Below are 24,277 nucleotides of genomic sequence, written 5' to 3' on the forward strand. Positions count from 1 at the left end.
ACTCAATATATAATGGAATTTATATTAGATTTTATTCTTCACATTGATCAATATATGATAAACATTGTGCAGGAATATCATGCCTGGACTTATATAATATTGTTCATAATCATTTTTTGTGAAACGGGATTGGTTGTTACTCCTTTTCTTCCGGGAGATTCATTACTCTTTGTGGCGGGAGCTATTGCCTCGTTACCCGGGACGCCTCTTGAGGTAAATATTCTTGTTTTGATCTTGTTTTTCGCCGCAGTTTTGGGAGATTCTTGTAATTATATGATAGGGCATCTCTTCGGGCGCAAATTGTTCAATAATCCCAATTCCAGAATATTCAAACAAAGTCATTTGGATAAAACACATGAATTTTATAAAAAGTATGGAGGCAAGACCATAATTATAGCCAGGTTTGTCCCTATTGTGCGCACTTTTGCTCCGTTTGTAGCAGGAATGGGTAAAATGCATTACTATTATTTCATGGTATACAATCTGATAGGAGGTGCAGCTTGGGTGGCACTTTTCTGCTATGCCGGATATTTCTTCGGAGACCTTCCGATTGTGCAGGAAAATCTTAAATTGTTGATTGTGGCAATTATAGTTATATCCATATTACCTGCCATTATAGAGGTGATACGGGCAAAAATGAAATCAAAAAAAACAGAAATAATTTGATATTTTTATTCTTATGAAAAATTCTTTTTTTAGCAGGTTTACTCCCAAAGAACCTAAGTTCTTTCCTCTGTTGAAACAATTGTCTGAGATTTTGTCTGCATCATCCACTCTTTTGGTAGAAAGTTTACAACATGATAAACCGGAGGAGAGAGCAGATTATTATAAAAGAATAAAAGACCTGGAACGTGAGGGGGATAAATTAACTCATTTAATCCTTGATGAGCTTGGAACTACTTTTATTACTCCTTTTGACCGTGAAGATATTCATGCGTTGGCTTCAACCATGGATGACGTTATAGACGGGATAAACAGTTGTGCCAAACGTATTAATATCTATAATCCTCGTCCGATTTCCGATAGCGGAAAAGAATTGAGTCGCCTGATTCAACAGGAAGCTGTATATATTGGCAAGGCGATGGATGAACTTGAAACTTTCCGTCAGAAACCGGCCGCATTGCGTGGATACTGTAATAAGTTGCATGATATAGAAAATCAGGCAGATGATGTATATGAACACTTTATCACGAAGCTTTTTGAAGAAGAAAAGGATTGCATTGAACTTATCAAGATTAAAGAGATCATGCATGAATTGGAAAAAACAACTGATGTGGCAGAGCAGGTAGGCAAGATACTAAAGAATCTGATTATAAAATACGCATAGAAGAAGTTGAGAACATGGAATTGTTAGTAATAATTATTGTACTGGCTCTGATATTCGACTATATCAATGGCTTCCACGATGCGGCGAATTCAATAGCCACTATTGTATCGACCAAAGTTCTTACTCCCTTTCAGGCAGTAATATGGGCGGCTTTCTTTAACTTTGTTGCATTTTTTATTGCCAAATATTTAATCGGTGGTTTCGGTATAGCCAATACTGTGTCCAAGACTGTGATGGAACAGTTTATTACACTGCCGATTATATTATCCGGAGTGATTGCTGCCATAGCATGGAATCTGTTTACTTGGTGGAGGGGTATTCCCTCATCTTCTTCCCATACCCTTATTGGCGGATTTGCAGGAGCCGCCATTATGGCTCATGGTTTCGATGCTATTCAACTCAATATCATTCTGAAGATTGCGGCTTTCATATTTCTTGCTCCTTTGATAGGAATGATTGTTGCCTTCGGATTCACATTGTTGGTTCTTTATGCTTGCCGGCGTGCACATCCCCATACAGCTGAAGTCTGGTTTAAGAAATTGCAACTTGTTTCTTCGGCTATGTTCAGTATAGGGCATGGTTTGAATGACTCGCAAAAGGTAATGGGTATTATAGCGGCGGCCATGATAGCAGCCCATTCGGAAGGCTTGGGAATGGGAATAAACAGTATTGAGGATTTACCGGATTGGGTGGCATTTTCGTGTTTTACAGCCATTTCTCTTGGTACAATGTCCGGTGGGTGGAAGATTGTGAAAACGATGGGTACCAGGATTACCAAAGTAACCCCTTTGGAAGGTGTTGTTGCGGAAACGGCCGGTGCTTTTACTTTATATCTTACGGAGTTCTTGAAAATTCCGGTGAGTACTACACATACAATTACCGGAGCTATTATTGGAGTCGGTGCTACCAAAAGACTCTCCGCTGTACGTTGGGGAGTAACAAGAAGTCTGATGACTGCTTGGGTACTGACTATTCCGGTGAGTGGGCTCTTGGCAGCCGGAGTTTATTGGGTTATTACCCTTCTTTCCTAAATCAAAAACAAGTAGCAATTAGTTAATAATGAGGTTATGAATTGGAATTCACATCAATTTGAAATGATAAGAGGCTACAAATCAGTTCATCTGGTATTCTAATGCTTTTTTTGAATGATTTTGTTATTATTGGAAAGTGTGAAATAAATATTAATTTCTTGATAAAAATGTATTCATATTAAAGATAATTACTACGTTTGCACCCGTTATGATGAAGTATATCTTTTGCATATTGTTTGGTTCACTTTTAATGTTAGGATTTCACTATACTCCTGATGAAAAAGTGCAAGAGGCTCAGCCCAATGCCGGGGTTGTTGCCATGGATGTGCAATCCGATACCAGATTGGCACAGAAGATTTCTGTGACTGTTGCCGGACAATCATATGGAGGAAGTCACGCTTTCGATAGCGAAACATCCGATTATACAATTAGTGACGGGTTGTTAGGTGGTTTGTTTTCTTTCAGAAATACCACAACACCTTCTAAAGTCTTGAGATTTTGTTCTGCTACAATCGTGCAGATGCTTTGTCTTTCAGATACTCAACTTCCGGAAAATAAATGGAGAGGACTTTCTCCGGATACCAATTATATTAAATATTCTAACGGATACTATGTCTATACATTAGGACATATTCTTATTTAATTCACATTTCTTTTCTAACTTGTTGATAGGGTGAGGAGCAACAGCTTCTTTTCTGCAGGCCCTATCTATTGCTTCATTTATCTTTATTATTTCTTATTTAATTTCATGCTGACATGGAAAACAAAAAATGTATTTCCTATGGCTTGGAGCATGAGGCGGGTGTCATCATATCGCGCTGCTATCAGTGCGGTAAATGTACGGCAGGGTGTGTCTTAGCGGAAGAAATGGATTTTCCTCCCAGTTTCTTGGTACGTTTGCTTCAGACAAGAACCCCTGAAAATGACAATCGTGTGCTTGGTTCCAATGCTATCTGGATTTGTTTGAATTGTGAGAATTGTATTGCACGGTGTCCTAAAGAAATTGATATTCCTAAAATCATGGATTATCTACGGGAGCAGTCCCGCCACCGGAACTGTATAAATAAACAATCCCGGCCTGTGGTTGCTTTCCACAGTGCTTTCCTACAATCAGTGAGATATACCGGAAGGTTGTATGAGATAGGTTTAGTTGCCGGATTTAAAATGCGTACCTTTCGCATGCTACAGGATGTAAACTTGGTTCCCGGTATGTTGAAGAAAGGAAAATTGAACCTTTTGCCGGAATGTATTGAGAGCAGGCAGAAGATAAAGAAGATATTTTCCCAAACTATTGACAAAAAAGAAAAGTAGAAAAGTATGAGAATAGGTTTCTATCCGGGATGTTCGCTGAATAGTACTTCCCGTGAATACAATGAGTCGGTTAAGGCAATAGGAAAGGCTTTGGGGATTGATTGGGTAGAGTTGAAAGATTGGAATTGTTGCGGTGCTACTGCGGCACATTCCATGAATAAAGAATTGTCTTTAGCACTGCCTACTCGTATATTGGCATTGGCCGAGAAACAAGGCTTTCAGGAAATAGTGGTTCCTTGTGCTTCCTGCTATAATCGTCTGAGTGTGGCACAATATGAATTGGAAAATAATGAAAAGTTGAAGGATGATGTGCTGACGGTGGTAGGTTTGCCTTATCTGGGAACAGTAAAAGTCTTGAATGTCCTTCAATTTATAGAAAAATATATATTGGATATATTGCCGGATAAGATTGTACGGCCATTTGCTCATCAGGTGGCTTGTTATTATGGCTGTTTATTACTTCGTCCGCATAAAGTTTTAAAGTTTGATCGTTTGGAGGATCCGCAAAGTATGGATAAGATTATGTCAATATTGGGGGCTAATCCTATAGACTGGGCATTTAAGACTGAATGTTGCGGGGCGGGCTTGTCCGTATCGCGCACAGATTTGGTTGGGCGTCTTTCTGGAAATATCTTGAAAGATGCCAGCGACAGAGGAGCGGAAGCTGTCATTGTGGCTTGTCCGATGTGTCATTCCAATTTGGATATGCGTCGTTCTACTATCAACAGGCATTTGATGGAACCGATAACAATACCTGTGCTATATGTAACTCAAGTGTTAGGATTGGCTATCGGACTTTCAGCTAAAGACTTAGGGTTGAAGCGTCATTTTGTGGGTGTAAACTTAAAGGAGGCTGAGTTATGTCAAGAATAGGTGTCTTTATATGCCATTGTGGAGAAAATATCGGTGCTACTGTTGATTGTATAAAAGTTGCTGAGCTGGCTGCGGATATGGAAGGCGTGGCATACGCTGTTGATTATAAATATATGTGTTCGGATCCGGGGCAGACACTCATAAAGAATGCAATTAAAGAATATGATTTGGATGGTGTGGTGGTAGGTGCATGTCCTCCCCGTATGCATGAACCGACTTTTCGTCGGGCATGTGCCGAAGCAGGCCTAAATCCTTATTTGTGTGAAATTGCCAATATTCGTGAACATTGTTCTTGGGTGCATGATAAAGGAGAAGCAACTACACGTAAGGCTGTTGACATTGTGAGAAGTTTGGTTGAGAAGGTAAAGCGGAATCGTCCACTGAATCCGATACAGGTTCCTATTACTAAAAAAGCTTTGGTGATAGGTGGCGGAATAGCTGGTATCCAAGCAAGTCTGGATATTGCCAATTGTGGATATCAGGTGATTTTGATAGAGAAAGATCCTTCTATAGGCGGGCATATGTCACAGTTGTCAGAAACATTCCCGACTTTAGACTGCTCTCAATGTATCTTGACTCCGCGTATGGTTGAGGTGGCTCAGCATCCTAATATTACGCTTTATACCTATGCAGAATTGGAAAGTCTGGAAGGATTTATAGGTAATTTCAAAGCAAGTATTCGCTTAAAAGCAAAGGGTGTTGACGAAAAGTTATGTACCGGTTGTGGACTTTGCACAACGAAATGTCCCACAAAGAAGATTCCGAGCGAATTTAATGCAGGTTTGGGAATGCGGACTGCAATTTATGTTCCGTTTCCTCAGGCTGTTCCTAATAAGCCGGTAATCGACAGAGTACATTGCACTCATTTTCGGACAGGAAGATGCGGTGTTTGTGAAAAGGTGTGTCCAACCGGAGCTATTCGTTTTGACCAAGAGGACCGTATTATATCAGAAAATGTCGGAGCTATTGTGGTTACTACCGGATTTAATGTACTGAATACAGACTTTTTCCCGGAATATGGCTATGGAAAATATAAAGATATTATTACCGGGATTCAGTTTGAACGGTTGGCTTCTGCATCCGGACCTACTTTAGGAGAAATCCGTCGTCCTTCAGATGGTAAAATCCCTCAAAAAATTGTGTTTGTTGCATGTGCAGGTTCACGTGATCCGGCAAAAGGTATTCCTTACTGTTCCAAAATATGCTGTATGTATACTGCCAAACATGCTATGCTTTATCAGCATAAAGTACACGATGGTGAATCTTATGTCTTTTATATGGATATTCGTGCAGGTGGTAAGAATTATGAAGAATTTGTGCGTAGAGCGATTGAAGAAGATGGAGTGAACTATATACGGGGACGTGTTGCACGAATTTATGAAAAAAATGGCAAGTTGATTGTAAAGGGAGTAGATACTTTGCTCGGTGCTTCTCCTGTTGAGATAGAAGTGGATATGGTGGTACTGGCTACAGCAGGAGTAGCAAATAAAGGTGCAGAAGACTTGGCTCAGAAGATGCATATCTCCTATGATCCATATCAGTTTTTTGCAGAAGCGCATCCTAAGTTGAAGCCGGTAGAAACGAATACTGCCGGTATCTTTCTGGCTGGGGCCTGTCAGGCTCCAAAAGATATTCCCGAGACAGTGGGGATGGCATCCGGTGCAGCTGTGAAAGTAGCAAGCTTATTTTCACAAGCCAACTTGGTGCGTGAGCCTATGATTGCTGTTGTCAACCGGACTGCACCTCCCTTGTTCAGTACTTGTGTAGGGTGTTTTATGTGCCAGACCGCTTGTCCTTATCAGGCTATTGAGCGTGAAGAGATAAAAGATCGGACAGGCAAAGTTTTGAAAACAGTAGCTAAAGTTAATCCGGGGCTTTGCCAGGGTTGCGGAACATGTGTTGCTTTTTGCCGCTCTAAATCAATTGACATACAGGGATATTCCAATGAGCAGGTATATGCTGAAGTAATGGCTCTGTTGAACAATTAAAAGGAAGTTAGATATGAATGAGAATAAATCTGAATTTGAACCGAAGATTGTTGCTTTCGTCTGTAACTGGTGTACCTATGCCGGGGCCGATCTAACCGGAACAAGTCGTTTGAAATATGCCACCAATGTGGAAATTGTACGTTTTCCATGTACGGGTAGGATTGATTTTATGTTATTGCTGAAAGCCTTTGCTGGTGGAGCCGATGGTATTATAGTATCTGGTTGCCATCCGAATGATTGCCACTATACATCCGGAAACTTTCATGCCCGCCGGCGTTGGATTGTCTTTCGCGGACTACTTGATTTTCTGGGCATTGATGTTCGGAGAATCTGTTATTCTTGGGTATCGGCAGCCGAAGGAGCCAAATGGGCAGAGTTAGTCAATCAGACAGTTGCCGCTATTCGAGAGTTAGGACCTTACGAAGAATACAAGAAGGTAGCTGCATATTTAGAACAGGAGGTGGCTTATGAATAAATTGGCCGAAAAAGTAAAGTCACTTTTCACCGAGGATCTCGTGAAATTGGTTATTGGCTTTGAGAAGGGGAGTCACGGAGTACGTCCATTTTTTTGTAGAAATATAGAGGAGGCAGATAAACTGGTTTGGGATGACTTTTGTACAAATAATATTGCAGTTTATTTGACTAAAACAGAATTATTCGGTACAGATAAAACAGCCTTGTTTGCTAATCTCCCTGCACTGCGTACTATTCTGCAACTAGCGTCAGAAAATCAATTGAAGCAGGAGCAATGGATTATTCTCACATTGAATGCTCAGGAAGAAGTTATTCAGTTCGACAACTTTGAAGATATTTATGCCTATATGGCTGACTATCCGATGCTGGCGAGTGAAGAAGACCGCCAACTGATAGAGAAGATACAAAACATGACTCGTGAAGACAGGTGGCAATATTGGATTCATGAAATGTCAAAATGCATTAAGTGTTATGCCTGTCGTGCAGCTTGCCCATTGTGTTATTGCAATCGATGCATTGTTGAAGTGAACTGTCCTCAGTGGATACAGGCATGGTCGGCTCCGCTGACTAATATGGAGTGGCAGGTAAACCGGGTCATGCATATGGCTGGGCGTTGTGTAGAATGTGGAGCGTGTGCAAAAGCTTGTCCTGTAGGTATTCCTCTTCATTTGCTGACACAGAATATGATGGAAACTATCCGGCATGAGTTTGGAAAACAACCGGGTAATCTGGGGAATAAGGGAAATGTACTTGCCACTTTTAGAGTGGAAGATAAAGAAGACTTCATACATTAATGGAAACAATGACTAATTTACATATCAGCCAGCATGCTTTGGAGCAATGGCTTTATCAGATGGTAAACAGTAAGATAGAAGTGTTTGCCCCTGTACATGATGGAGAAAAAACAGATTTCCGGTTATTGGCTTTCGGTGATAAAGTTGCTGATGATTATGTACAGACTACCCAATCCGCGAAGCGTTTTGCCTTTCCAAAGGCAGAAAAGTTATTCTCATACAGAAAAGAAGGGAAAGACGTAACCTTACAGGAAAGGGATCTGAATGATTTTCCGGAAATTGTGCTTTGGAAGGTGCGTCCTTGTGATGCGGCTGGTTTTGCTCCACTTACCGGTATTTTTAACTGGGATTATAAAGACAATATATATAATGCGCGGAGGGATAAAATAACTTTAGTTAGTTTCAGTTGTACCCGGTGTGATGAATATTGTTTTTGTACTTCTGTCCATGGTGGTCCGGGAAACACGGAAGGCAGCGATATACAAGTAACAGAATTACCGGATCGGAGTGCTTTGGTGGAGATATTGACTCCGAAAGGTAAATCGTTGATAGAACGTTTTGTACAGGAAACTACACCAGCGGACGGAATAGATAAAGAGACATATTTGGCTTCTGTTCCGGTTCGTTTCAAGTTAGAACAGCTCCGTGAAAAACTGGAAGGAGCTTTTGATAGCCCTATTTGGAAACAACAATCCGAGCGTTGTTTGGGGTGTGGCGCTTGCGCATTTGTTTGTCCCACTTGTGCTTGTTTTGATATTCAGGAAGATGCTCGGGGAAGTTCCGGTAGTCGGATTCGTTGCTGGGATTCCTGTGGCTTTTCTTTATTTACTCAACATACGTCCGGACATAATCCCCGGCCTACTCAAAGTACCCGCTGGAGACAGCGTATTCTACATAAGTTTTCATACATGCCGGATCGTATTAATGAAACGGGATGCACCGGATGCGGACGTTGTTCCCGTGCCTGTCCGGTCGATATGAATATCGTTGAACATTTAATGTCAATAGAAAATCATGGATAAACAGAAAGATTCCCTTTATCTTCCATATCGGATGATAATTGAAAAAATAACAGATGAAGCTCCCGGAGTCCGGACATTCCGCCTGAAATTCAAGGAAGAACGGGAAGGTGAGGATTTTCATTTCAAGGCCGGACAGTTTGGTGAATATTCTGCATTCGGTGAGGGGGAGTCTACTTTTTGTATAGCCTCTTCTCCTACGCGCAAAGGATATATAGAATGTACTTTCCGACAAGCCGGAAGAGTGACAACAGGCTTATCCAGATTGGAAACGGGCGCCACAATCGGTTTTCGCGGACCATTCGGCAATACGTTTCCTTTGGATGAATGGAAAGGAAAGAATCTTTTGTTCATAGCCGGCGGAATAGCACTTCCACCTATGCGATGCGTAATCTGGAATGCCTTGGATTTGCGTGAAAATTTCAATGATGTCACGATTATCTATGGAGCGAAGTCTGTGGCTGATCTGGTTTATAAAGAAGAATTGAGGGAGTGGGATAATCGTCCGGATGTCCGTTTGGTTACTACGGTTGATCCGGGTGGAGAAACACCGGATTGGAAAGGGCAGGTGGGCTTTGTTCCTTCTGTGCTGGAGGCTGTTGCTCCCGACAGTGATAACACTGTTGCCATTGTTTGTGGTCCTCCGGTAATGATTAAGTTTACTTTTCCTGTATTGGAAAAGTTAGGTTTTAAGGACGAAGACATTTACACAACTTTAGAGAACCGGATGAAATGCGGTGTTGGAAAGTGTGGTAGATGTAATGTCGGGAAGTTGTATGTCTGTAAAGACGGGCCTGTGTTTACAAAAGCGCAGTTGAACAACATGCCCTCTGAATATTGAATCCATAATTATAATATATGCTTTCCGTTGTGAAACGGGAAAAGCTGTATAGAAGTAAAATACATACCGAAGTGATTTCAGGCAAACTGTATTTACTTATTGCTTCTATATGGGATGAGGAAAGCCCAATGGGAATAGTTTTCATGTGTGTGTCTAATAATGGTTTCTCCATTGGGCTCTTTTCCTCTTTATCAAGATAAAACGGTATAAACTGAAAACATTTAACTTAACTATCTGTTTCTAATTATATATGCCTCATTTCTTGAGGTTTCATTTTATGTAACATTCTATTTTTAATCATAATAAACAGTTTATACCATGAAGTTTTTTATTGACACTGCAAATTTAGATCAAATCCGGGAAGCCTATGATATGGGCGTTCTTGACGGAGTGACAACTAATCCTTCGCTCATGGCGAAAGAAGGTATCAAAGGAGTAGATAACCAGCGGAAACATTATGTAGAAATCTGCAACATCGTGCAAGGCGATGTCAGTGCCGAAGTAATTGCTACGGATTATGAAGGTATGATTAAGGAAGGTGAAGAACTTGCCGCACTCAATCCGCATATCGTAGTAAAAGTTCCCTGTATTGCCGACGGTATCAAGGCTGTCAAATATTTCACTTCCAAAGGGATTCGTACCAATTGCACATTAGTATTTTCCGTAGGACAAGCATTGCTGGCTGCCAAGGCAGGAGCTACTTATGTTTCTCCGTTTGTAGGGCGTCTGGATGACATCTGTGAAGACGGTATTGCACTGGTAGGCAAGATTGTAGAAATGTATCGATATTACGGTTATACTACACAGGTACTTGCAGCTTCCATTCGTCATACAGCGCACATCATGCAATGTATTGAAGTAGGGGCTGATGTAGCAACCTGTCCGTTGTCTGCCATCAAAGGTCTACTTAATCATCCGTTGACGGATTCCGGGTTGAAAAAGTTCCTTGAAGACTATAAACGTGTAAACGGATAATAAAAAATACTCTATAAGCCTATCTTTCACGGTTTTCTTGGACAATATTGGCGTAAAATAGAATAAAAAAACTATTTTTGCGCTCAATATAAATATAAAAAGAGAAAAAGCTGATGAAAGAAAGGCTTATTGGATTGATAAAGACGTACATTCTCTTCGTCTGTATCTTTATACTACAGAAACCGTTATTTATACTCTACTACAGTTCTTTGTATGCAGGAACTTCCTGGACAGACCCTTTCAAGATTATCTGGAATGGTTTACCGCTCGACCTCTCGCTTGCCGGATATTTAACGGCTATTCCCGGACTATTCTTCATAGCGTCCGCCTGGACACTTTCCAAGGCACTCCGCCGTATCTGGAACGGCTATTACTTCTTCATCGCTATTTTGCTCGCTGTCATTTTCATTGTTGATATAGGTTTATATGAGTATTGGGGCTTCCGCCTGGATGCTACACCGCTCTTTTATTTTTTCTCTTCTCCCAAAGATGCGCTGGCAAGTATCAGTATATGGCAGGTGCTGGGAGGGATAGTAGCTATGATCCTGTATGCATCATTGCTTTACGTTCTTTTTCTTTGGATACAGAAAGGCATCTGGAAAAGGATGAAACTGCCTTATCGCCGATTGTCGGTGTCAGGTGTAATGCTGTTACTGACCGGTTTGCTTTTTATTCCTATTCGTGGTGGTTTTACTGTTTCTACAATGAACACCGGCAAAGTTTATTTCAGTTCCAACCAACGCTTGAACCATGCAGCTATCAATCCGGCATTCAGCCTGATGGAATCTCTATCCAAGCAAAAAGATTTCGGCAAGCAATATCGTTTTATGGAAGCGGCACAGGCGGATGAGCTGATAAAGAATCTGGTAGATCCGTCAGTGCTGGACAGTACTGCAATGGTTCCCGATACTTTACGTACGACTTTATTCAAGACAGAACGCCCCAATGTTATCTTTGTTATATTGGAGAGCTTCTCATCCAGATTGATGACAACTTTGGGCGGTGAGCCGGATGTTGCCGTACAGATGGATAGTCTGGCAAAGGAGGGAATACTCTTTACAAACTTTTATGCCAACAGTTTCCGCACAGACCGTGGACTGGTGGCTATTCTGAGTGGCTATCCCGCACAGCCTACCACGAGTATCATGAAGTATCCCCGTAAGACACAGAATCTTCCTGCCATTGCAGGTAGTCTGCGTGATGCCGGATACCGTACTAAATATTATTATGGAGGTGATGCCGACTTTACGAATATGCGTTCCTATCTGATGTCTTCCGGTTTCGAGAATATTATTTCCGATCAGGACTTTCCCGTATCAGAGCGCTTGAGTAAATGGGGAGCGCATGACCATCTTGTTTTCAACCGTTTGCTGGAAGATATGAAAGCTGAGGCGGCAGACACAGCTTCGGCAGAAAATGCCCGTCCTTTTTTCCAGGTATTGCAAACCTCCAGCAGTCATGAACCCTTTGAAGTTCCGTATCGCCGTCTGGCAAATGATCGTTTAAACGCTTTTGCTTATACCGATAGTTGTGTAGGCGACTTTGTGAAGCGTTTCCGCGAATTGCCGCAATGGAAGAATACAGTGTTGGTATTGGTTCCCGACCATCTGGGTGCATATCCTGAACATCTGAATAATCTATCGGTAGATCGTTACCAAATTCCCCTGTTATTGATAGGAGGTGCGGTTAGCGAACCAAGACGCATTGATATATATGGTTCCCAACATGATATTGCAGCTACTTTATTGGCACAATTATCATTGCCACATCAGGATTTTGTGTTCAGTAAAGATATGCTGAATCCGGCTTCTCCACATTTTGCATTCTTTGCCGTGCCGGATGCTTTTGGGATGGTGACACCGGACAATCAGTTGATATTTAATTGCGAAGCTAATGCCGTGGCGGTAGATGAAGGCAGTACGAAAGGAAAGAACTTGCTACCGGGCAAGGCCTATTTGCAGAAATTGTATGATGACATTGCTAAAAGATAAAACAAGATGATGCTATTAGAACTTTTGAATGAGGTTGTTGACATTGATACTGACATATTCCTCTCCCTCAACCGGATGCACAGTCCGTTCTTTGATTATTTCATGAGTACCTACAGTGGTAAATGGATTTGGATACCCATGTATGCTGCCATTTGGTACGTGATGCTACGCAATTTCCATTGGAAAGTGACTTTGTTCTGCATGGTCGGCCTGGCACTCGTAATTACTATTGCCGACCAGACGGGGGCGACATTGATACGTCCGTATGTGGAACGTCTCCGCCCTTCCAATCTGGAAAATCCTATATCCGATATGGTACATATTGTAAACGGACGTCGAGGAGGGCGTTATGGTTTTCCGTCTTGCCATGCTGCCAATACTTTCGGCCTGGCATTCTTTGTCTGGTTTCTTTTCCGTAAGCGATGGCTCACCGTATTTATGATGGGCTGGGCGTTGCTGACTTGCTATTCGCGTATCTACCTGGGAGTACATTATCCGGGCGATCTCATAGTGGGAACACTGATCGGATTATTGGCCGCATATATTGTATACCGCCTTTTCTTGAAAGTCAGCGGGTATAAGACCATGAAGAAAGTTCCCCATATTTATGCTCCTATATTGGTGGGCGGATTGACGATAGTGGGGATACTGATATATTCCACGGTGATGATCTTATAGATTCAGAACTGATAATTGACTGTCACCATTGCTTCCCTCGGACGTATATTTAGTCGTGAAGTGTAACTTTGCGTGGCGGAATACGTTGTGTAAGCATACTCTTTTTTGTTGAAGAGATTGTTAAGGGTTGCTTCCAATCTCCATTTTTTTCTTTTATAGATAAGGGATGCATCTGCGAACACTGTGTTGAGATGTGTGTGTTCTCCCAGGTCATTCCGGTAATGTTCGCCGGAGAGCCGCAGGTACACTTGTCCGATACTGAATGTGAGATGTAATCGTTGTACGAAGTCCAGTAACGGGGTGAGACGGGTGTCACTTCCTATCTTGCTGCCACCATAGCCTAATGTGGCATGATATTCCGCTTCAAAAACATCTGCGGGCGACCAGATTATTTTAGGCTCTGCTTTCAGATAATCATAACGATAGGTTTGCAGAAGACTTTGCTGATTACCTTTGCTGTCAGCCAGGCGGGTAAGCTGTTCGCCATTGCTGCGACTGAGTAGTAGGGTGAGTGAGGTTTTCAAATGCCAGTCGTATATACCTTTGGACAAAGTACTGCTGAGATTCCAGCTGTCGCTATGGTTCGGTAGTTCACGACGAGTGTAGACAATGGCATCTTCGGAAACACTCTGTTCGAAAAGGGTATTCCGATTGCTGCGGCTGTAGGTTAGTGCGGCGGTGATGAAAAATTCCTGTACAGTGTTTTTGTACTCTCCGTAGAGATTGTAAGTTTGCGTGGTGTTGGTTGGGAAAAGTCCGTTGCCGTCTCGCCAGGTGCGGTAATCGGTTTGGTAGAGTCCCGGATACAAGTCGGAGAAGTCTCCTGCCGAACGTTTCAGACTGCCATAAAGGGAGAACGTCCAATGATAATCCAGTTTATAGCGCAAATACGTGGATGGATTGAAGAACAGGAACGAACGCTGTTGTGAGAAATACCGCTCTGCTTTCAGAGGAAGGGAAAGTGTTGTCAGCCATTTTCCACGTTCCAGTTGGAAGTAGGGGGTAAGATACAATGACAGGTGCGAAGCATTGAAATCATTAGGCTGTCTTGTCGGAGTATATTTCAGGGTAGCCCGTTCTCCTTGTATTCCTGCCTTATATTGTTGGGTAAATCCATTATGCTTTCGCAGATATGCGGCACTGTTATCTGTGTAGAAGTTATGCTGGTTGAATTTACTTTTTCCTTCTTCGAGTAGTAAGGATGCAGGCTGGTAAGCATACTGTGTCACCGAACGAAATTCCCAGGTTCCGCTTTCCCGGTTCCGGATAAGGTTAAAGTAGTTTCCGGCACTTAGTTGTGAAGTTTGCAGAGTTTGTCCCAGTTCCTCTGAACGTCCGCGATGTATTTCTCCGTCTACGGTGAAGCGATTGGATATATAATTCCGGCTGCTGTTATCTTCATAACGCAGTTCCAGATTAGCGATGTCACTTCTCAGACGATAATGGTAGGTTTCATCTATTTGTATGGTATCTGTCGGTTGATAATAAATTTGGGTATTTCCCCGTTGCTGTTGGATTATATCATGAGTATATCCGGCTTGCAGGCGTAAGCTGCGGTCATCATTCCATTTGTACATACGGTTGCCGTTCAGAGTGTGGGTTTCATTGAATAGCAAGCGATTCTTGTCTAATGGTGCGCTGATGCCCGGTTGGGAGAGAAAACCGGAAAGTGGAACTTGTTGCTGGTTATTTCCGGTCAGTCTTGTTTGCTCGTTGCTGAGGTCCTTGCCATTGTTATTTGTCTTGTAATTATAGACACTCTGTTTTCCTTTACCCAGTTGAAGGGCATTCAGTCCGCCTTCCCACAGGAGTTTTTCGTTGTTGTCACTCCATCCGGTTCCCAGTGTACCGTTTGTTATCCATTGGTCACGTGCTTTCGGGTCCAGTTTCAGGTTCAATGCCACTTCATCGGAATTAATTTTTCCTTTCAAGGCCTTTACTGACTGATAGTTCTCCATGATTTCCGCACTCTTTACGGCTTTGGCACTCAGATTGTTGTTGATTTGGTTATAACGTCCGCCTGTCACATCCATTCCTTCCACAAAATAATGGTCGATGGCTTTCCCTTTATACTTTACCTGTCCGTTTTCATCTACATCCACACCCGGAAGTTTCTTTAATACATCCTTTATGTGTACATCTTTGGATGAGGCAAATTGTGCCAGGTCATATCTCACCGTATCTTTTCGGGTATTGATACGTCCGGGACGTATTTGTACTTCTTTTAGCATGATCGATTCTACCTGTAGGTTGATATTCAGAGTTCCTGCTGCACTGATATTGCGCATCTCTCTCTTATAGCCTAACAGGGAAACATTAAGTTGCAATGTCCCGTTATGTTTCCAGGGCAGAGAATATTGCCCTTTGGCATCGGTCAGTGTGTAATCTATCATCATGTTTCCGCGTAACACACTGATCATTACAGCTTCCAGCGGTTGATGAGTTTCTGCATCTGTTATTTTCCCACTCAGAGTTTGAGCACGACTAATTGTTGAAAAACAAAGAAAAGAGAGGAAAGCCATAAGGAGAAGTAATCTGTTCATAATCATGCAAAGTTAACTTGTTCTATAAATGATAATTTACCAGCGTAGCGCTGGAGCAAGGTTTCCCTTCGGCATACAAGTAATTTTTCAGACGCGGATTACGCGGATAACGCGGATTTTAAAGGCTGCGCTATGTTTACTGCATCTTATCCGGATGGAAAAAAAGAGATCCGCGTAATCCGCGTCTAAAAAATGCAGCACAGCGCAGCCTTCAAACTCCGCGTTCGTCCGCCTTATCCCGCGTCGTCCGCGTACCCATTCACCGCTAAATTATCATTTAACATAATATAAACTAATTGTGATCGGGACACTTATATTCAATTGATTGAATACAAGGATGCGGTCTCGTAACTTATTCACCCCGTTCCAGTGGATTATAAGGAACGTTTTTCGGGTTCTTGGTTGCATTGCCGTGTTCATCACTTACTTTAATGGTAACGTTCGGCATACTTCCGGTGATAAATCCCACTGGATCTGCATAATAGCGTTCATGTACTTTATTGTATGCTTTACGATTCATCGGTTCATGCTTCTTTCCATCGAAGAGTATAGGTCTGTCAGTATGGCATTGTTCTACACCTGTGGCGGTGAATGAATAATGCCCTTCACTGTCTACGGCTTTCAGTATCAGTCCTGGCAGCCCGCATAATTTCCAGGGACCTTCGCTGACAGGAATTTCTGTAGTGAACCATGCTGTCCATGTCCGTCCTTTGAATCGACATTCGGCTTTGCCGCAGAGGTAGGAGAGGATACTGTCGTTTTCTGCCAGTGTCTTCCACTGCGGACGTTCATCCGGTTCTTCGCAACGCAGGCGGGATATGCCTGCTATTTCGTCGAGAGTCGTTACTTTTCCTGCAGGATAACCTCTGAAGGTACGTTCGCTCAGTTTGCTTGTTCCGTATTGTTTCAGATGTTCATTGATTGTTTCCTGCGAGGCTTTATTGGCGAAGTCTACTGCCAGTACAGAGTCGCAAACATACTTGGTGTAACTGTAGAACTTAGAGAGATTTTTACCGACTTCCAACATCATAGTTTCTTCCGTAACATTTTCCGGCTTTTCCGTATTACTGATACAGTGCGTTTCATATTGCACAAGGATTTGTGCCTCACCGATGGTATCATTTTGGATTTTCGTTCCATCGGAAACGATGATTTGTGCCTTCGCTTGTGATGCGAACAATATAGCGAGACACAGATTAAAAAAGATAATTCTTGCACTCATAGTTTTACTTTTTAGAGGTTTGACATGCTGTTGCCAGCAAATATTGTAGTGCAAAACTATGTGGATTTTACTTCAGAAGAGGCTGAAAGTTATTACTGAAATATTACTCAATGCATAATATCTGCCTCGTACGTACCTATATTTGCAAGCTAACTTTTACCTTTGCCGGTACTAAATGAAAGTCTTTCTAAGCGAGACTAAAAAAAGAACAATTATGGAACAACGGATTAAGATCGTTTGGATATTCTCCATCGTATCGATGCTGCTTATTACCTGCGGACAGATTTACTGGTTGCGTAATCAGTATCAATATATGAATGATGAACAGATCAATGATATTTATGATCGCATCTTGCAGACCACTCAACAGTATGACTCTATCCGTACTCCTCAACCCAAAAAGGTGCTCAACAATGCCAATATGTTCTTCTATCAACTGAGCAAATCCATTGATTTGGAACACCGCACCACCATTGATGAAGTGATTTTGGGTGCTCTGAAAGGAAGAGAGTTGGAGAACATGGGGGGGAATGTAGAAACTCTCAAGATAGAGACGCGAGATTCGGCTAAGGTGGATGACCAAACAAAGAAAACACAGCGTGAGCAATGGATATTGGATAGTATCATTCCTAAAGAAAGGATTATCGTTATGGATTCATTTAAGATCAATATGTCCGATAAGGATGCTCCTAATCTGAATTCGGTGATTAATCTTTATCGTCTTGAACTGGATGTACCTTTCGCATTGCAGCAATTTGATTCTTTGCTTGCCATGCACCTGGACAATCAGCCGTTTACTACGCATCTGGTGGTTTCCGAAGATTCCATTTACCAGTGGAATGCGGAACTGAAACGGCAAGGTACGTTGTTCAATCCGTATATAGAAGTAATGTATCCTTATAATCCCCTGAAACGTCAGTTTGTGCTTGTTTCCGTGAAGGTTTCCCCTCATGCGGTACTTGTGCGTATGGGTTGGCAGTTAGTGGGCAGTACCTGTCTGATTTTTCTGCTGGGGCTTTGTCTGCTGTTTCAGATAAAAACCATTTTGAAGCAACGACGGATAGACGAACTGCGAAAAAGCTTTGTAAATACTATGATACATGAACTGAAACGTCCCGTCCAGGCTCTGAAAATGTGTATAGCCTTTCTCAATGACAAATCTATGCGAACAGATGAGAAAGCAATGGATGAAGTGATTCACGATTCCATGTCCGAGCTGGATAACCTGTCGGCCTATCTTTCGAAATTACGTGATATGACGCGTGCCGATGATGAACACACGCAACTTTCCGTCCGTACCTTTGATATAAAGACGAGTTTGGAAAAGCTTGTCCGGCTTTACCATATGCCTGAGGATAAGGATGTTGCTATTGAAACCCATTTCAGTTCGGAGACTCTGGTAACGGCAGACCCGGTGCATGTTTCTAATATTATCAGTAATTTGATAGAAAACGCCGTGAAGTATTCGGGCAAGTCTGTGCATATTGTTGTAGATTGTCTTTTGCAGGATCACCAATTGATGATACGGGTGGCTGATGATGGTATCGGCATTCCGGTTTCCGAACAGAACCGTGTATTCGATAAGTTCTATCGGGGCAGTAATCTTCCCGACCGTTCGTTGCCCGGCATTGGTCTGGGGTTGAGTTATGTAAAGTTGTTGGTAGAAGCGCATCATGGAAGCATTTCTTTAAATAGTCAGGCAGGCAAGGGGACAACGATTGAAATTATTATTCCCCAATAAGTCTGTGCTAACCCGCATAATCCATACTCTAAAATAATCAATGATATGAAAGCCTTGAAAATACTTTTTGCCGATGATGATTTGAAATATTCAATGCTGCTGAAGCGCTTTCTTGAGAAGGAAGGCTATGAAGTGACTTATGCCGGAAACGGGAAAATTGCTCTGGAACAATTTCCGCTCATAAAGCCTGATTTAGTATTGCTCGATATCAATATGCCCGGTTATAATGGCTTTGAAGTGGCCGAACGTATCCGTGAGACGGATAAACACGTCCTGATCTTCTTCCTTTCCGACCGTAGCGATAAGGCCGACCGTCTGCAAGGTTTCCAGCTTCGTGCGAACGATTATCTTGCCAAACCGTTTTATCCGGAAGAACTTATAGCCCGTATCCATGAACGTTTCACTTCCCAACTTTCCGATACGGTGGAGGAGGAGACTTACCGTTTTGGTCAGTCTGTCTTCAATTACAGTACCAATGAAATACGAACGGGAAATAATAAAGTACTTATTACCTCCCGTCAGGCAGAGATCCTCCGCTTGTTGGCGAAGAATCTCAACTTGGCTGTAGACCGTGACTTGCTGTTGAATACAGTTTGGAGTAGTACCTCTTATGCAAACTCTCTGGCGTTGAATGTACAAATTACTTATTTGCGTAAGGCGCTTCGCAATGATCCTTCAGTGAAGATAGAATCGTTGATGAAGAAAGGATATATATTATCCTTTAATGACTGCAATGGGCGATAAGGTAGTCAGAATACGTACCAGATCAGCTTGATTGGCCATTACTTCATCAATATTCTTATAAGCGCCGGCAGCCTCTTCCAAGTCTTGACGTCCACGAATGGCATGTATGATATTCTGCGATTCAAGACGGGCAATTTCCTCTTCGAGTGATAGACTGCGTACAGCCTCAGAACGACTCATCGCACGTCCTGCCCCGTGTGAAGAACTCAAGAAACTTTCCGGGTTACCTAATCCCTCTACTATATAAGAATGTGTGCCTTGTGATCCCGGAATAATACCTATTTCTCCGATGCCGGCATGTACAGCCCCCTTCCGGTGTACAATTACATTCTCTCCGAAATGTTCTTCCCATGCAGCATAGTTGTGTGCAATGTTGATCATTGGTTCGAAAGTGGCGTTAGGTAATGCTTCGGCTATAATTTCTTCAATGCGTTCCATCATAAGTTTACGGTTGGCAAGGGCAAAAGCAACGCAATATTCCATTTCCGCCCAGTATTGTTTGAATTCCGGTGCACGCAGCGGGAGGAAAGCGAGTTTTATATCCGGCTTTACACTGGAATACCAGCGGGTGTTTAGTGTTTCGGCCATCTGGTTATAGTAATCGCCTACCATCTTTCCTAAATTTCGGCTACCGCTGTGCAGCATAATCCACAGGTAACCGTCGTTGCAACGTTGCAGTTCGATGAAGTGGTTACCACCACCTAATGTACCGATTTGTTTTCGTGCCGATACTAATTGGCGATTTACGACTGTCATTTTTTCTGTATCGAAACCGTTTGGCATATATTGTTCATCTTGCGCGGCTTTATGATGCTCTCTTCCCAAGGGAATCCGTTTACGTATTCCTCGCATAATCTCTTTGCGAAGTACATCCTGCGGTATTTCTTCAACAAGAAGATTTGTTTTCACGGCACACATACCGCAACCGATATCTACTCCTACCGCGTTGGGGATTACTACTCCTTTCGTTGCCAGTACACCACCTATCGGCATACCTTTACCCCCGTGTGCATCGGGCATCAGTGCAAGGTGATGAAAAAGGAAAGGCAGTGTTGTCAGGTTGTTTACTTCTTCCCAGGCATGTGCATCCAGTTGGTCTACCCAGAGTTTTACGGGTACATTGTTCATTGCAATAACTTTCATATTTTGATGTCTTTTAAGTTGATGTTGCAAAGATTTGCATGGAGGTGCGCAATGTTTTTGCGTAGTAGAGATTATTTTTCAATTTTGTGTGTTGTTTTGTTGTATTTATGCAGTATCTCCGTAGTTTCTCCATGCAATCTCCGTGCAGTCTCCGTATCCGGTCCGTAGCTGCTCCGTACTGGGTCTGTATCGGCTCAATGTTTTATCTGATTTCTTAGATACGGGCTTGATACGGACTTGACACGGGCAGGATACGAATCAGATACTTATAAAGGGCTTGTATCCAGTATATACTGTTGCCGCAAATATTGCTTTTTGATGCGTTGAATCTCCTTATCCTGTTGTTCCAAAGATACTGATTGATAAATGAACCACTCTAGTTGGTAAAGTGAACAACTGGAGTCGGTCGATTGAACAACTCCAGTTGGTAGAGTGAATGACTCCAGTCGGTCATTAGCTAAAAAGTATGATAGGGTGTATATGAACGGGAGGGTAGGCTTGCAGCCTTATGTGTTGAGTTTAAGTGCTGTTGTTGTGGCACACAAGACTGGAAAGAAGGTATGACATGAATGTGGCTGAAACTATAAGGAGACCGGAAGTTTCAGCCGGAGAGCCGATGAATAGGGAGATTGGGACAGAACTGTAAGACTGAAAGAAGAAATTTAGAGATGCCGTCAGTTATTGGCTGTATCTCACCCTATATTTGTCCCCATACATGGAATAAAAAAAGCGGGCAGCTCCCAATATTTATATGCTTTGGTATTTCTTTTACAGAAAACTTTTATAATTTTGCCTGTATTAAAGAACGAAAATATAAAAAGTAAGAAAAAGAGGACGAAAGATAGAATATTGTAGAACGTCGAAGACGTATTATTCTGAAGGTTAAATCTGGTAAATTGAACTTTTGGTCATGAATAATATAAGTCTGAGCATTGTTCACACCCGTACAGGGCGTGGAACTGCTTCGCTTATTTCATGACCAAGGCTTACCAGAGCCGAACCTTCAAGAAATTTGTGATGTGGGTTCGCGCTCTTTTTTTATTATTAATAAATTAAATAATAGTTGTTTGTAAATATGAAAAACATGTATTTATTAGGAGTATTGCTCCTGTTGCTTTGTTCTTGTTCATCGGCCGATAAAGTACTAAGCGAGAAAGCGGAAAAAACAATTAGTATGCTCGAAAATCTGCAAAAGGAAAATCGGATATCTGATGTTACTTTTCAGGAAGCACGAGAAAACGTTATACAGTATGATTATAAAAGCTTCTTTGGGAAATATTGGTTTGGAGCGGTATTCATAGCATATGTAATCATCACTTTGGTAGCGACCAATGTAGAGTCGGAAGAGAACTTGGATCGTGCCAAGCCATTGTCTAAGTGGAAAGTCTATTTAGTTTGGCTTTATTCTGGTTTGTGGGGAGGGCATATTTTCTTTTTATGGAATAAACACAATAATACGTTGGCTTCTGTTTGGAAATGGTTCTCTTTTATAATGGTTCTTTTGGTGTTTATATTCAATTATACGGCAATCATGTATTTTTACGATACTCCAAGTCTGTTCTCTTTTTATATGCCCACTTGGAGCTGGTCAATGCCTAACTCTTATTTTCTAAACTATTCATTTGAAATAGCTCGTTACTTATTCTTTATGAATGTCCTCGGTGGATTAATATTTATACCTTACTGGACTTATGTTTACAATGCCCGCTACTTTCGCCAACACCATGAGAACGACAAGATACTGAGTGGAAAGAGCGTTCAGGCGGATCGATTCTATCATAGATTGTCTGCCCATATCAAGTCGTTGACTCAAGAATTGGAAGATATTAATAAATACGTCAAAGAAGATTACATTATTGAAGATCCGGATAAAGATCGTAGTTTGTGGGGAGGTGTAAAACGCTTTTTTAAAAGTATTGCGACCCTAGGTAATTCATCTAAATTGGAAAAAGAAATGGATCGTCTGCGCTTGTTAGGAAGTTGTTGTGATGATTTGGGTAGGGACATCAGTGAAACAGAAATGTATAACGATGAACTTTATGATTATTTGCAAAAATCCCGAGTGGCTGCATACCGAAACCTCTATTTGTCGAAAGAGTTGATAGGTATTATAAAAACGAAGATATCATCCGAGCAGCAAAAACTTTTGGTTGACGAGTTCAAACTCATAGAGGTACCTGATAATATGACTGCCGGTGTGGACTTCCGTGCGTCAGATATACAATTTAATGGGGATAATTTCTTATCATCTGTAGGAATGGATATGGATTCTACACTTCAGAATTTAGGTAATCGGTTAGAAAAAGAAGGCAATTTATCTAAAGGAGATTTTATAGCAGCAGGTGTCGAGGCTGGGTTGTCCATCGCCATTAACGGAATTGCTAATATTATTGATTTATATTCACAGACCAAAGAGGCTCGCAGAGAGGTGCAGCAACAGATAAACGAGGCTCTGGAATATATAAAGAAAGCTATACCGGCTATTCAGAATTATCAGGCAGCCTTATTGCGTCAATCGGAGGTACTGGTGGCATTGACCCAGTGCAATAAAGCGTTTGTTTGTGCGTATGAACCATTGCGTAAACAGATATTCGGTGAGCCAACGTTCTGGAAGTATTTAACTGGCATAAAGAAAAACCAAGAACTGTTTAAGACTACTGATTTCCGTAAGGACTTACAGCATCTTATTCTGGTGAGCAGTGAATATAATAAAGTTAATCAATCAAAAGTGTAATAAAAATGGGAGCAAAAGATGCTGTGTTGCGAACTGCGGGTTCGTTATCCACCTATGTTCGGAATAATCCTGAAATAGTGAATCGGGCTACGGATATATGGGCGGAGAATAATAGGTTGAGTAAAGAAATTAAGAAGTTGGAACTTCAGAATGCTGTGCAAATTCAAAAGATAACGCAGCGTTATGAGTTATGCCGTGATGTGCTGACACAGATTTTTGCAGAACGTAGTACGGCATTGATGGCTCACTATAAAACATTGGACCAAGCACTGGCTTCTGATGACAGAGAACTGATTATTATTTCTTTGAAAGGTATTAGTTCTATAGTTTCTCAAAATCCGTTGGAGAGTTTTGCTGAGTTTACCAAGGCTCTGGATAATGAGGATGAAGTATTGAATTTGGATTTTTAATTGAATAGTCTAATAATAGGAATTTATGGCACGTTATCGAATTACAGTGAAAATCTCCGCCCGTTCGGCAGGTATGGTTATAGAACCGGGCATGAGTATTGAAATAGCTTCCATGTATCCACCTATAACTCATCAACCCACAGCGGAACAAGTGAATAATATCTTCAAATCAGCTTTTGGGGTTGACTTGAAGAAAATGGGAGTATTGAATTCGGGATATTTGAAGGTGGATAGAATAGGGTAGAAGTATATATGGGATTTATTCAAAAGAAAAATGAAGTTTTTAATTTTATAAATAATTTAATATGGTAGATTTTATGCAATCGTATGTCGCTTTTTTCTCTTCTAATTGGATAGGGCTTGCTATTTTGTGGGTTTTGTTGATAATTCTTGCGCGTACTAAGATGGAAATGTATTGGTTGGATATTTGGATACCAT

Annotated in this window: 22 protein-coding genes; 19 read left to right on the forward strand and 3 right to left on the reverse strand. The window is 41.7% G+C overall.

What is annotated here, in order from left to right:
- Positions 1–12: 12 nt before the first annotated feature.
- The 14 genes from K429_RS0105530 (at position 13) to K429_RS0105595 (ending at position 13,302) form a co-directional block, all read left to right on the forward strand.
- Positions 13–666 (forward strand): DedA family protein, encoded by a 654-nt coding sequence (locus K429_RS0105530; protein WP_007217445.1) that lies wholly within the window; start codon positions 13–15, stop codon positions 664–666.
- A gap of 13 nt (positions 667–679) precedes the next feature.
- On the forward strand, positions 680–1,327 hold the full coding sequence (locus K429_RS0105535; RefSeq protein ID WP_007215066.1) for a DUF47 domain-containing protein: 648 nt from the start codon (positions 680–682) through the stop codon (positions 1,325–1,327).
- Between the two features lie 14 nt (positions 1,328–1,341).
- The gene (locus K429_RS0105540; RefSeq protein ID WP_007217446.1) at positions 1,342–2,358 is read left to right on the forward strand and encodes an inorganic phosphate transporter; all 1,017 of its coding nucleotides are present in this window, start codon (positions 1,342–1,344) and stop codon (positions 2,356–2,358) included.
- 208 nt (positions 2,359–2,566) lie between these two features.
- A complete protein-coding gene (locus tag K429_RS0105545) occupies positions 2,567–3,001 on the forward strand; it encodes a hypothetical protein (RefSeq protein WP_007214726.1) in 435 nt (144 codons plus the stop codon).
- A gap of 113 nt (positions 3,002–3,114) precedes the next feature.
- Positions 3,115–3,669 carry a 4Fe-4S dicluster domain-containing protein gene (locus tag K429_RS0105550; RefSeq protein WP_007214725.1) on the forward strand — a complete coding sequence of 185 codons (555 nt, stop codon included), beginning with the start codon at positions 3,115–3,117 and terminating at the stop codon, positions 3,667–3,669.
- A 6-nt stretch (positions 3,670–3,675) separates the two neighbouring features.
- On the forward strand, positions 3,676–4,542 hold the full coding sequence (locus K429_RS0105555; RefSeq protein ID WP_025726287.1) for a CoB--CoM heterodisulfide reductase iron-sulfur subunit B family protein: 867 nt from the start codon (positions 3,676–3,678) through the stop codon (positions 4,540–4,542).
- On the forward strand, positions 4,530–6,530 hold the full coding sequence (locus tag K429_RS0105560; RefSeq protein ID WP_025726288.1) for a CoB--CoM heterodisulfide reductase iron-sulfur subunit A family protein: 2,001 nt from the start codon (positions 4,530–4,532) through the stop codon (positions 6,528–6,530). The genes K429_RS0105555 and K429_RS0105560 overlap by 13 nt, the downstream gene beginning before the upstream one ends.
- Positions 6,531–6,543: 13 nt before the next feature.
- Positions 6,544–7,005, forward strand: coding sequence for a hydrogenase iron-sulfur subunit (locus tag K429_RS0105565; protein WP_007214722.1), 462 nt, complete (start codon positions 6,544–6,546; stop codon positions 7,003–7,005).
- Positions 6,998–7,798: a 4Fe-4S dicluster domain-containing protein gene (locus K429_RS0105570; protein WP_025726289.1), complete on the forward strand. Its 801-nt coding sequence runs from the start codon at positions 6,998–7,000 to the stop codon at positions 7,796–7,798. The genes K429_RS0105565 and K429_RS0105570 overlap by 8 nt, the downstream gene beginning before the upstream one ends.
- An 8-nt stretch (positions 7,799–7,806) precedes the next feature.
- Positions 7,807–8,820 carry a 4Fe-4S dicluster domain-containing protein gene (locus K429_RS0105575; protein WP_025726290.1) on the forward strand — a complete coding sequence of 338 codons (1,014 nt, stop codon included), beginning with the start codon at positions 7,807–7,809 and terminating at the stop codon, positions 8,818–8,820.
- Positions 8,813–9,658 (forward strand): FAD/NAD(P)-binding protein, encoded by an 846-nt coding sequence (locus K429_RS0105580; RefSeq protein WP_007214719.1) that lies wholly within the window; start codon positions 8,813–8,815, stop codon positions 9,656–9,658. The genes K429_RS0105575 and K429_RS0105580 overlap by 8 nt, the downstream gene beginning before the upstream one ends.
- A gap of 318 nt (positions 9,659–9,976) precedes the next feature.
- Complete coding sequence (gene fsa, locus K429_RS0105585; protein ID WP_007214717.1) at positions 9,977–10,633, forward strand: fructose-6-phosphate aldolase; 657 nt, start codon at positions 9,977–9,979, stop codon at positions 10,631–10,633.
- Positions 10,634–10,746: 113 nt separating this feature from the next.
- Complete coding sequence (locus tag K429_RS0105590) at positions 10,747–12,624, forward strand: LTA synthase family protein (protein ID WP_025726291.1); 1,878 nt, start codon at positions 10,747–10,749, stop codon at positions 12,622–12,624.
- 6 nt (positions 12,625–12,630) lie between these two features.
- Complete coding sequence (locus K429_RS0105595; RefSeq protein ID WP_007214715.1) at positions 12,631–13,302, forward strand: phosphatase PAP2 family protein; 672 nt, start codon at positions 12,631–12,633, stop codon at positions 13,300–13,302.
- A gap of 2 nt (positions 13,303–13,304) precedes the next feature.
- Here K429_RS0105595 and K429_RS0105600 read toward each other — a convergent pair whose 3' ends face one another.
- Both K429_RS0105600 and K429_RS0105605 read right to left on the reverse strand, forming a co-directional pair.
- A complete protein-coding gene (locus K429_RS0105600; RefSeq protein WP_025726292.1) occupies positions 13,305–15,845 on the reverse strand; it encodes a carboxypeptidase-like regulatory domain-containing protein in 2,541 nt (846 codons plus the stop codon).
- A gap of 352 nt (positions 15,846–16,197) precedes the next feature.
- Positions 16,198–17,067 (reverse strand): GLPGLI family protein, encoded by an 870-nt coding sequence (locus tag K429_RS0105605; protein ID WP_025726293.1) that lies wholly within the window; start codon positions 17,065–17,067, stop codon positions 16,198–16,200.
- Between the two features lie 214 nt (positions 17,068–17,281).
- Here K429_RS0105605 and K429_RS0105610 point away from each other — a divergent pair, with 214 nt between their 5' ends.
- Entirely contained in the window at positions 17,282–18,808 is a 1,527-nt protein-coding gene (locus K429_RS0105610; protein ID WP_025726294.1) for a sensor histidine kinase KdpD, read from the forward strand.
- A 45-nt stretch (positions 18,809–18,853) separates the two neighbouring features.
- A complete protein-coding gene (locus K429_RS0105615; protein ID WP_007214711.1) occupies positions 18,854–19,552 on the forward strand; it encodes a response regulator transcription factor in 699 nt (232 codons plus the stop codon).
- Here K429_RS0105615 and K429_RS0105620 read toward each other — a convergent pair.
- Positions 19,523–20,695 (reverse strand): RtcB family protein, encoded by a 1,173-nt coding sequence (locus tag K429_RS0105620; protein ID WP_025726295.1) that lies wholly within the window; start codon positions 20,693–20,695, stop codon positions 19,523–19,525. The genes K429_RS0105615 and K429_RS0105620 overlap by 30 nt on opposite strands.
- Before the next feature lie 1,075 nt (positions 20,696–21,770).
- Here K429_RS0105620 and K429_RS0105625 point away from each other — a divergent pair.
- From K429_RS0105625 to K429_RS0105635, 3 genes are read left to right on the forward strand one after another with little or no spacing between them, the layout of a single operon-like run.
- Positions 21,771–23,429, forward strand: coding sequence for a hypothetical protein (locus tag K429_RS0105625; protein ID WP_129617927.1), 1,659 nt, complete (start codon positions 21,771–21,773; stop codon positions 23,427–23,429).
- Between the two features lie 5 nt (positions 23,430–23,434).
- On the forward strand, positions 23,435–23,839 hold the full coding sequence (locus K429_RS0105630) for a hypothetical protein (RefSeq protein WP_025726296.1): 405 nt from the start codon (positions 23,435–23,437) through the stop codon (positions 23,837–23,839).
- Positions 23,840–23,864: 25 nt separating this feature from the next.
- Complete coding sequence (locus tag K429_RS0105635; protein WP_022209928.1) at positions 23,865–24,083, forward strand: DUF6140 family protein; 219 nt, start codon at positions 23,865–23,867, stop codon at positions 24,081–24,083.
- Positions 24,084–24,277: the final 194 nt, after the last annotated feature.

The organism is Bacteroides sp. 14(A) (assembly GCF_000526555.1).
Lineage (GTDB): Bacteria > Bacteroidota > Bacteroidia > Bacteroidales > Bacteroidaceae > Bacteroides > Bacteroides cellulosilyticus.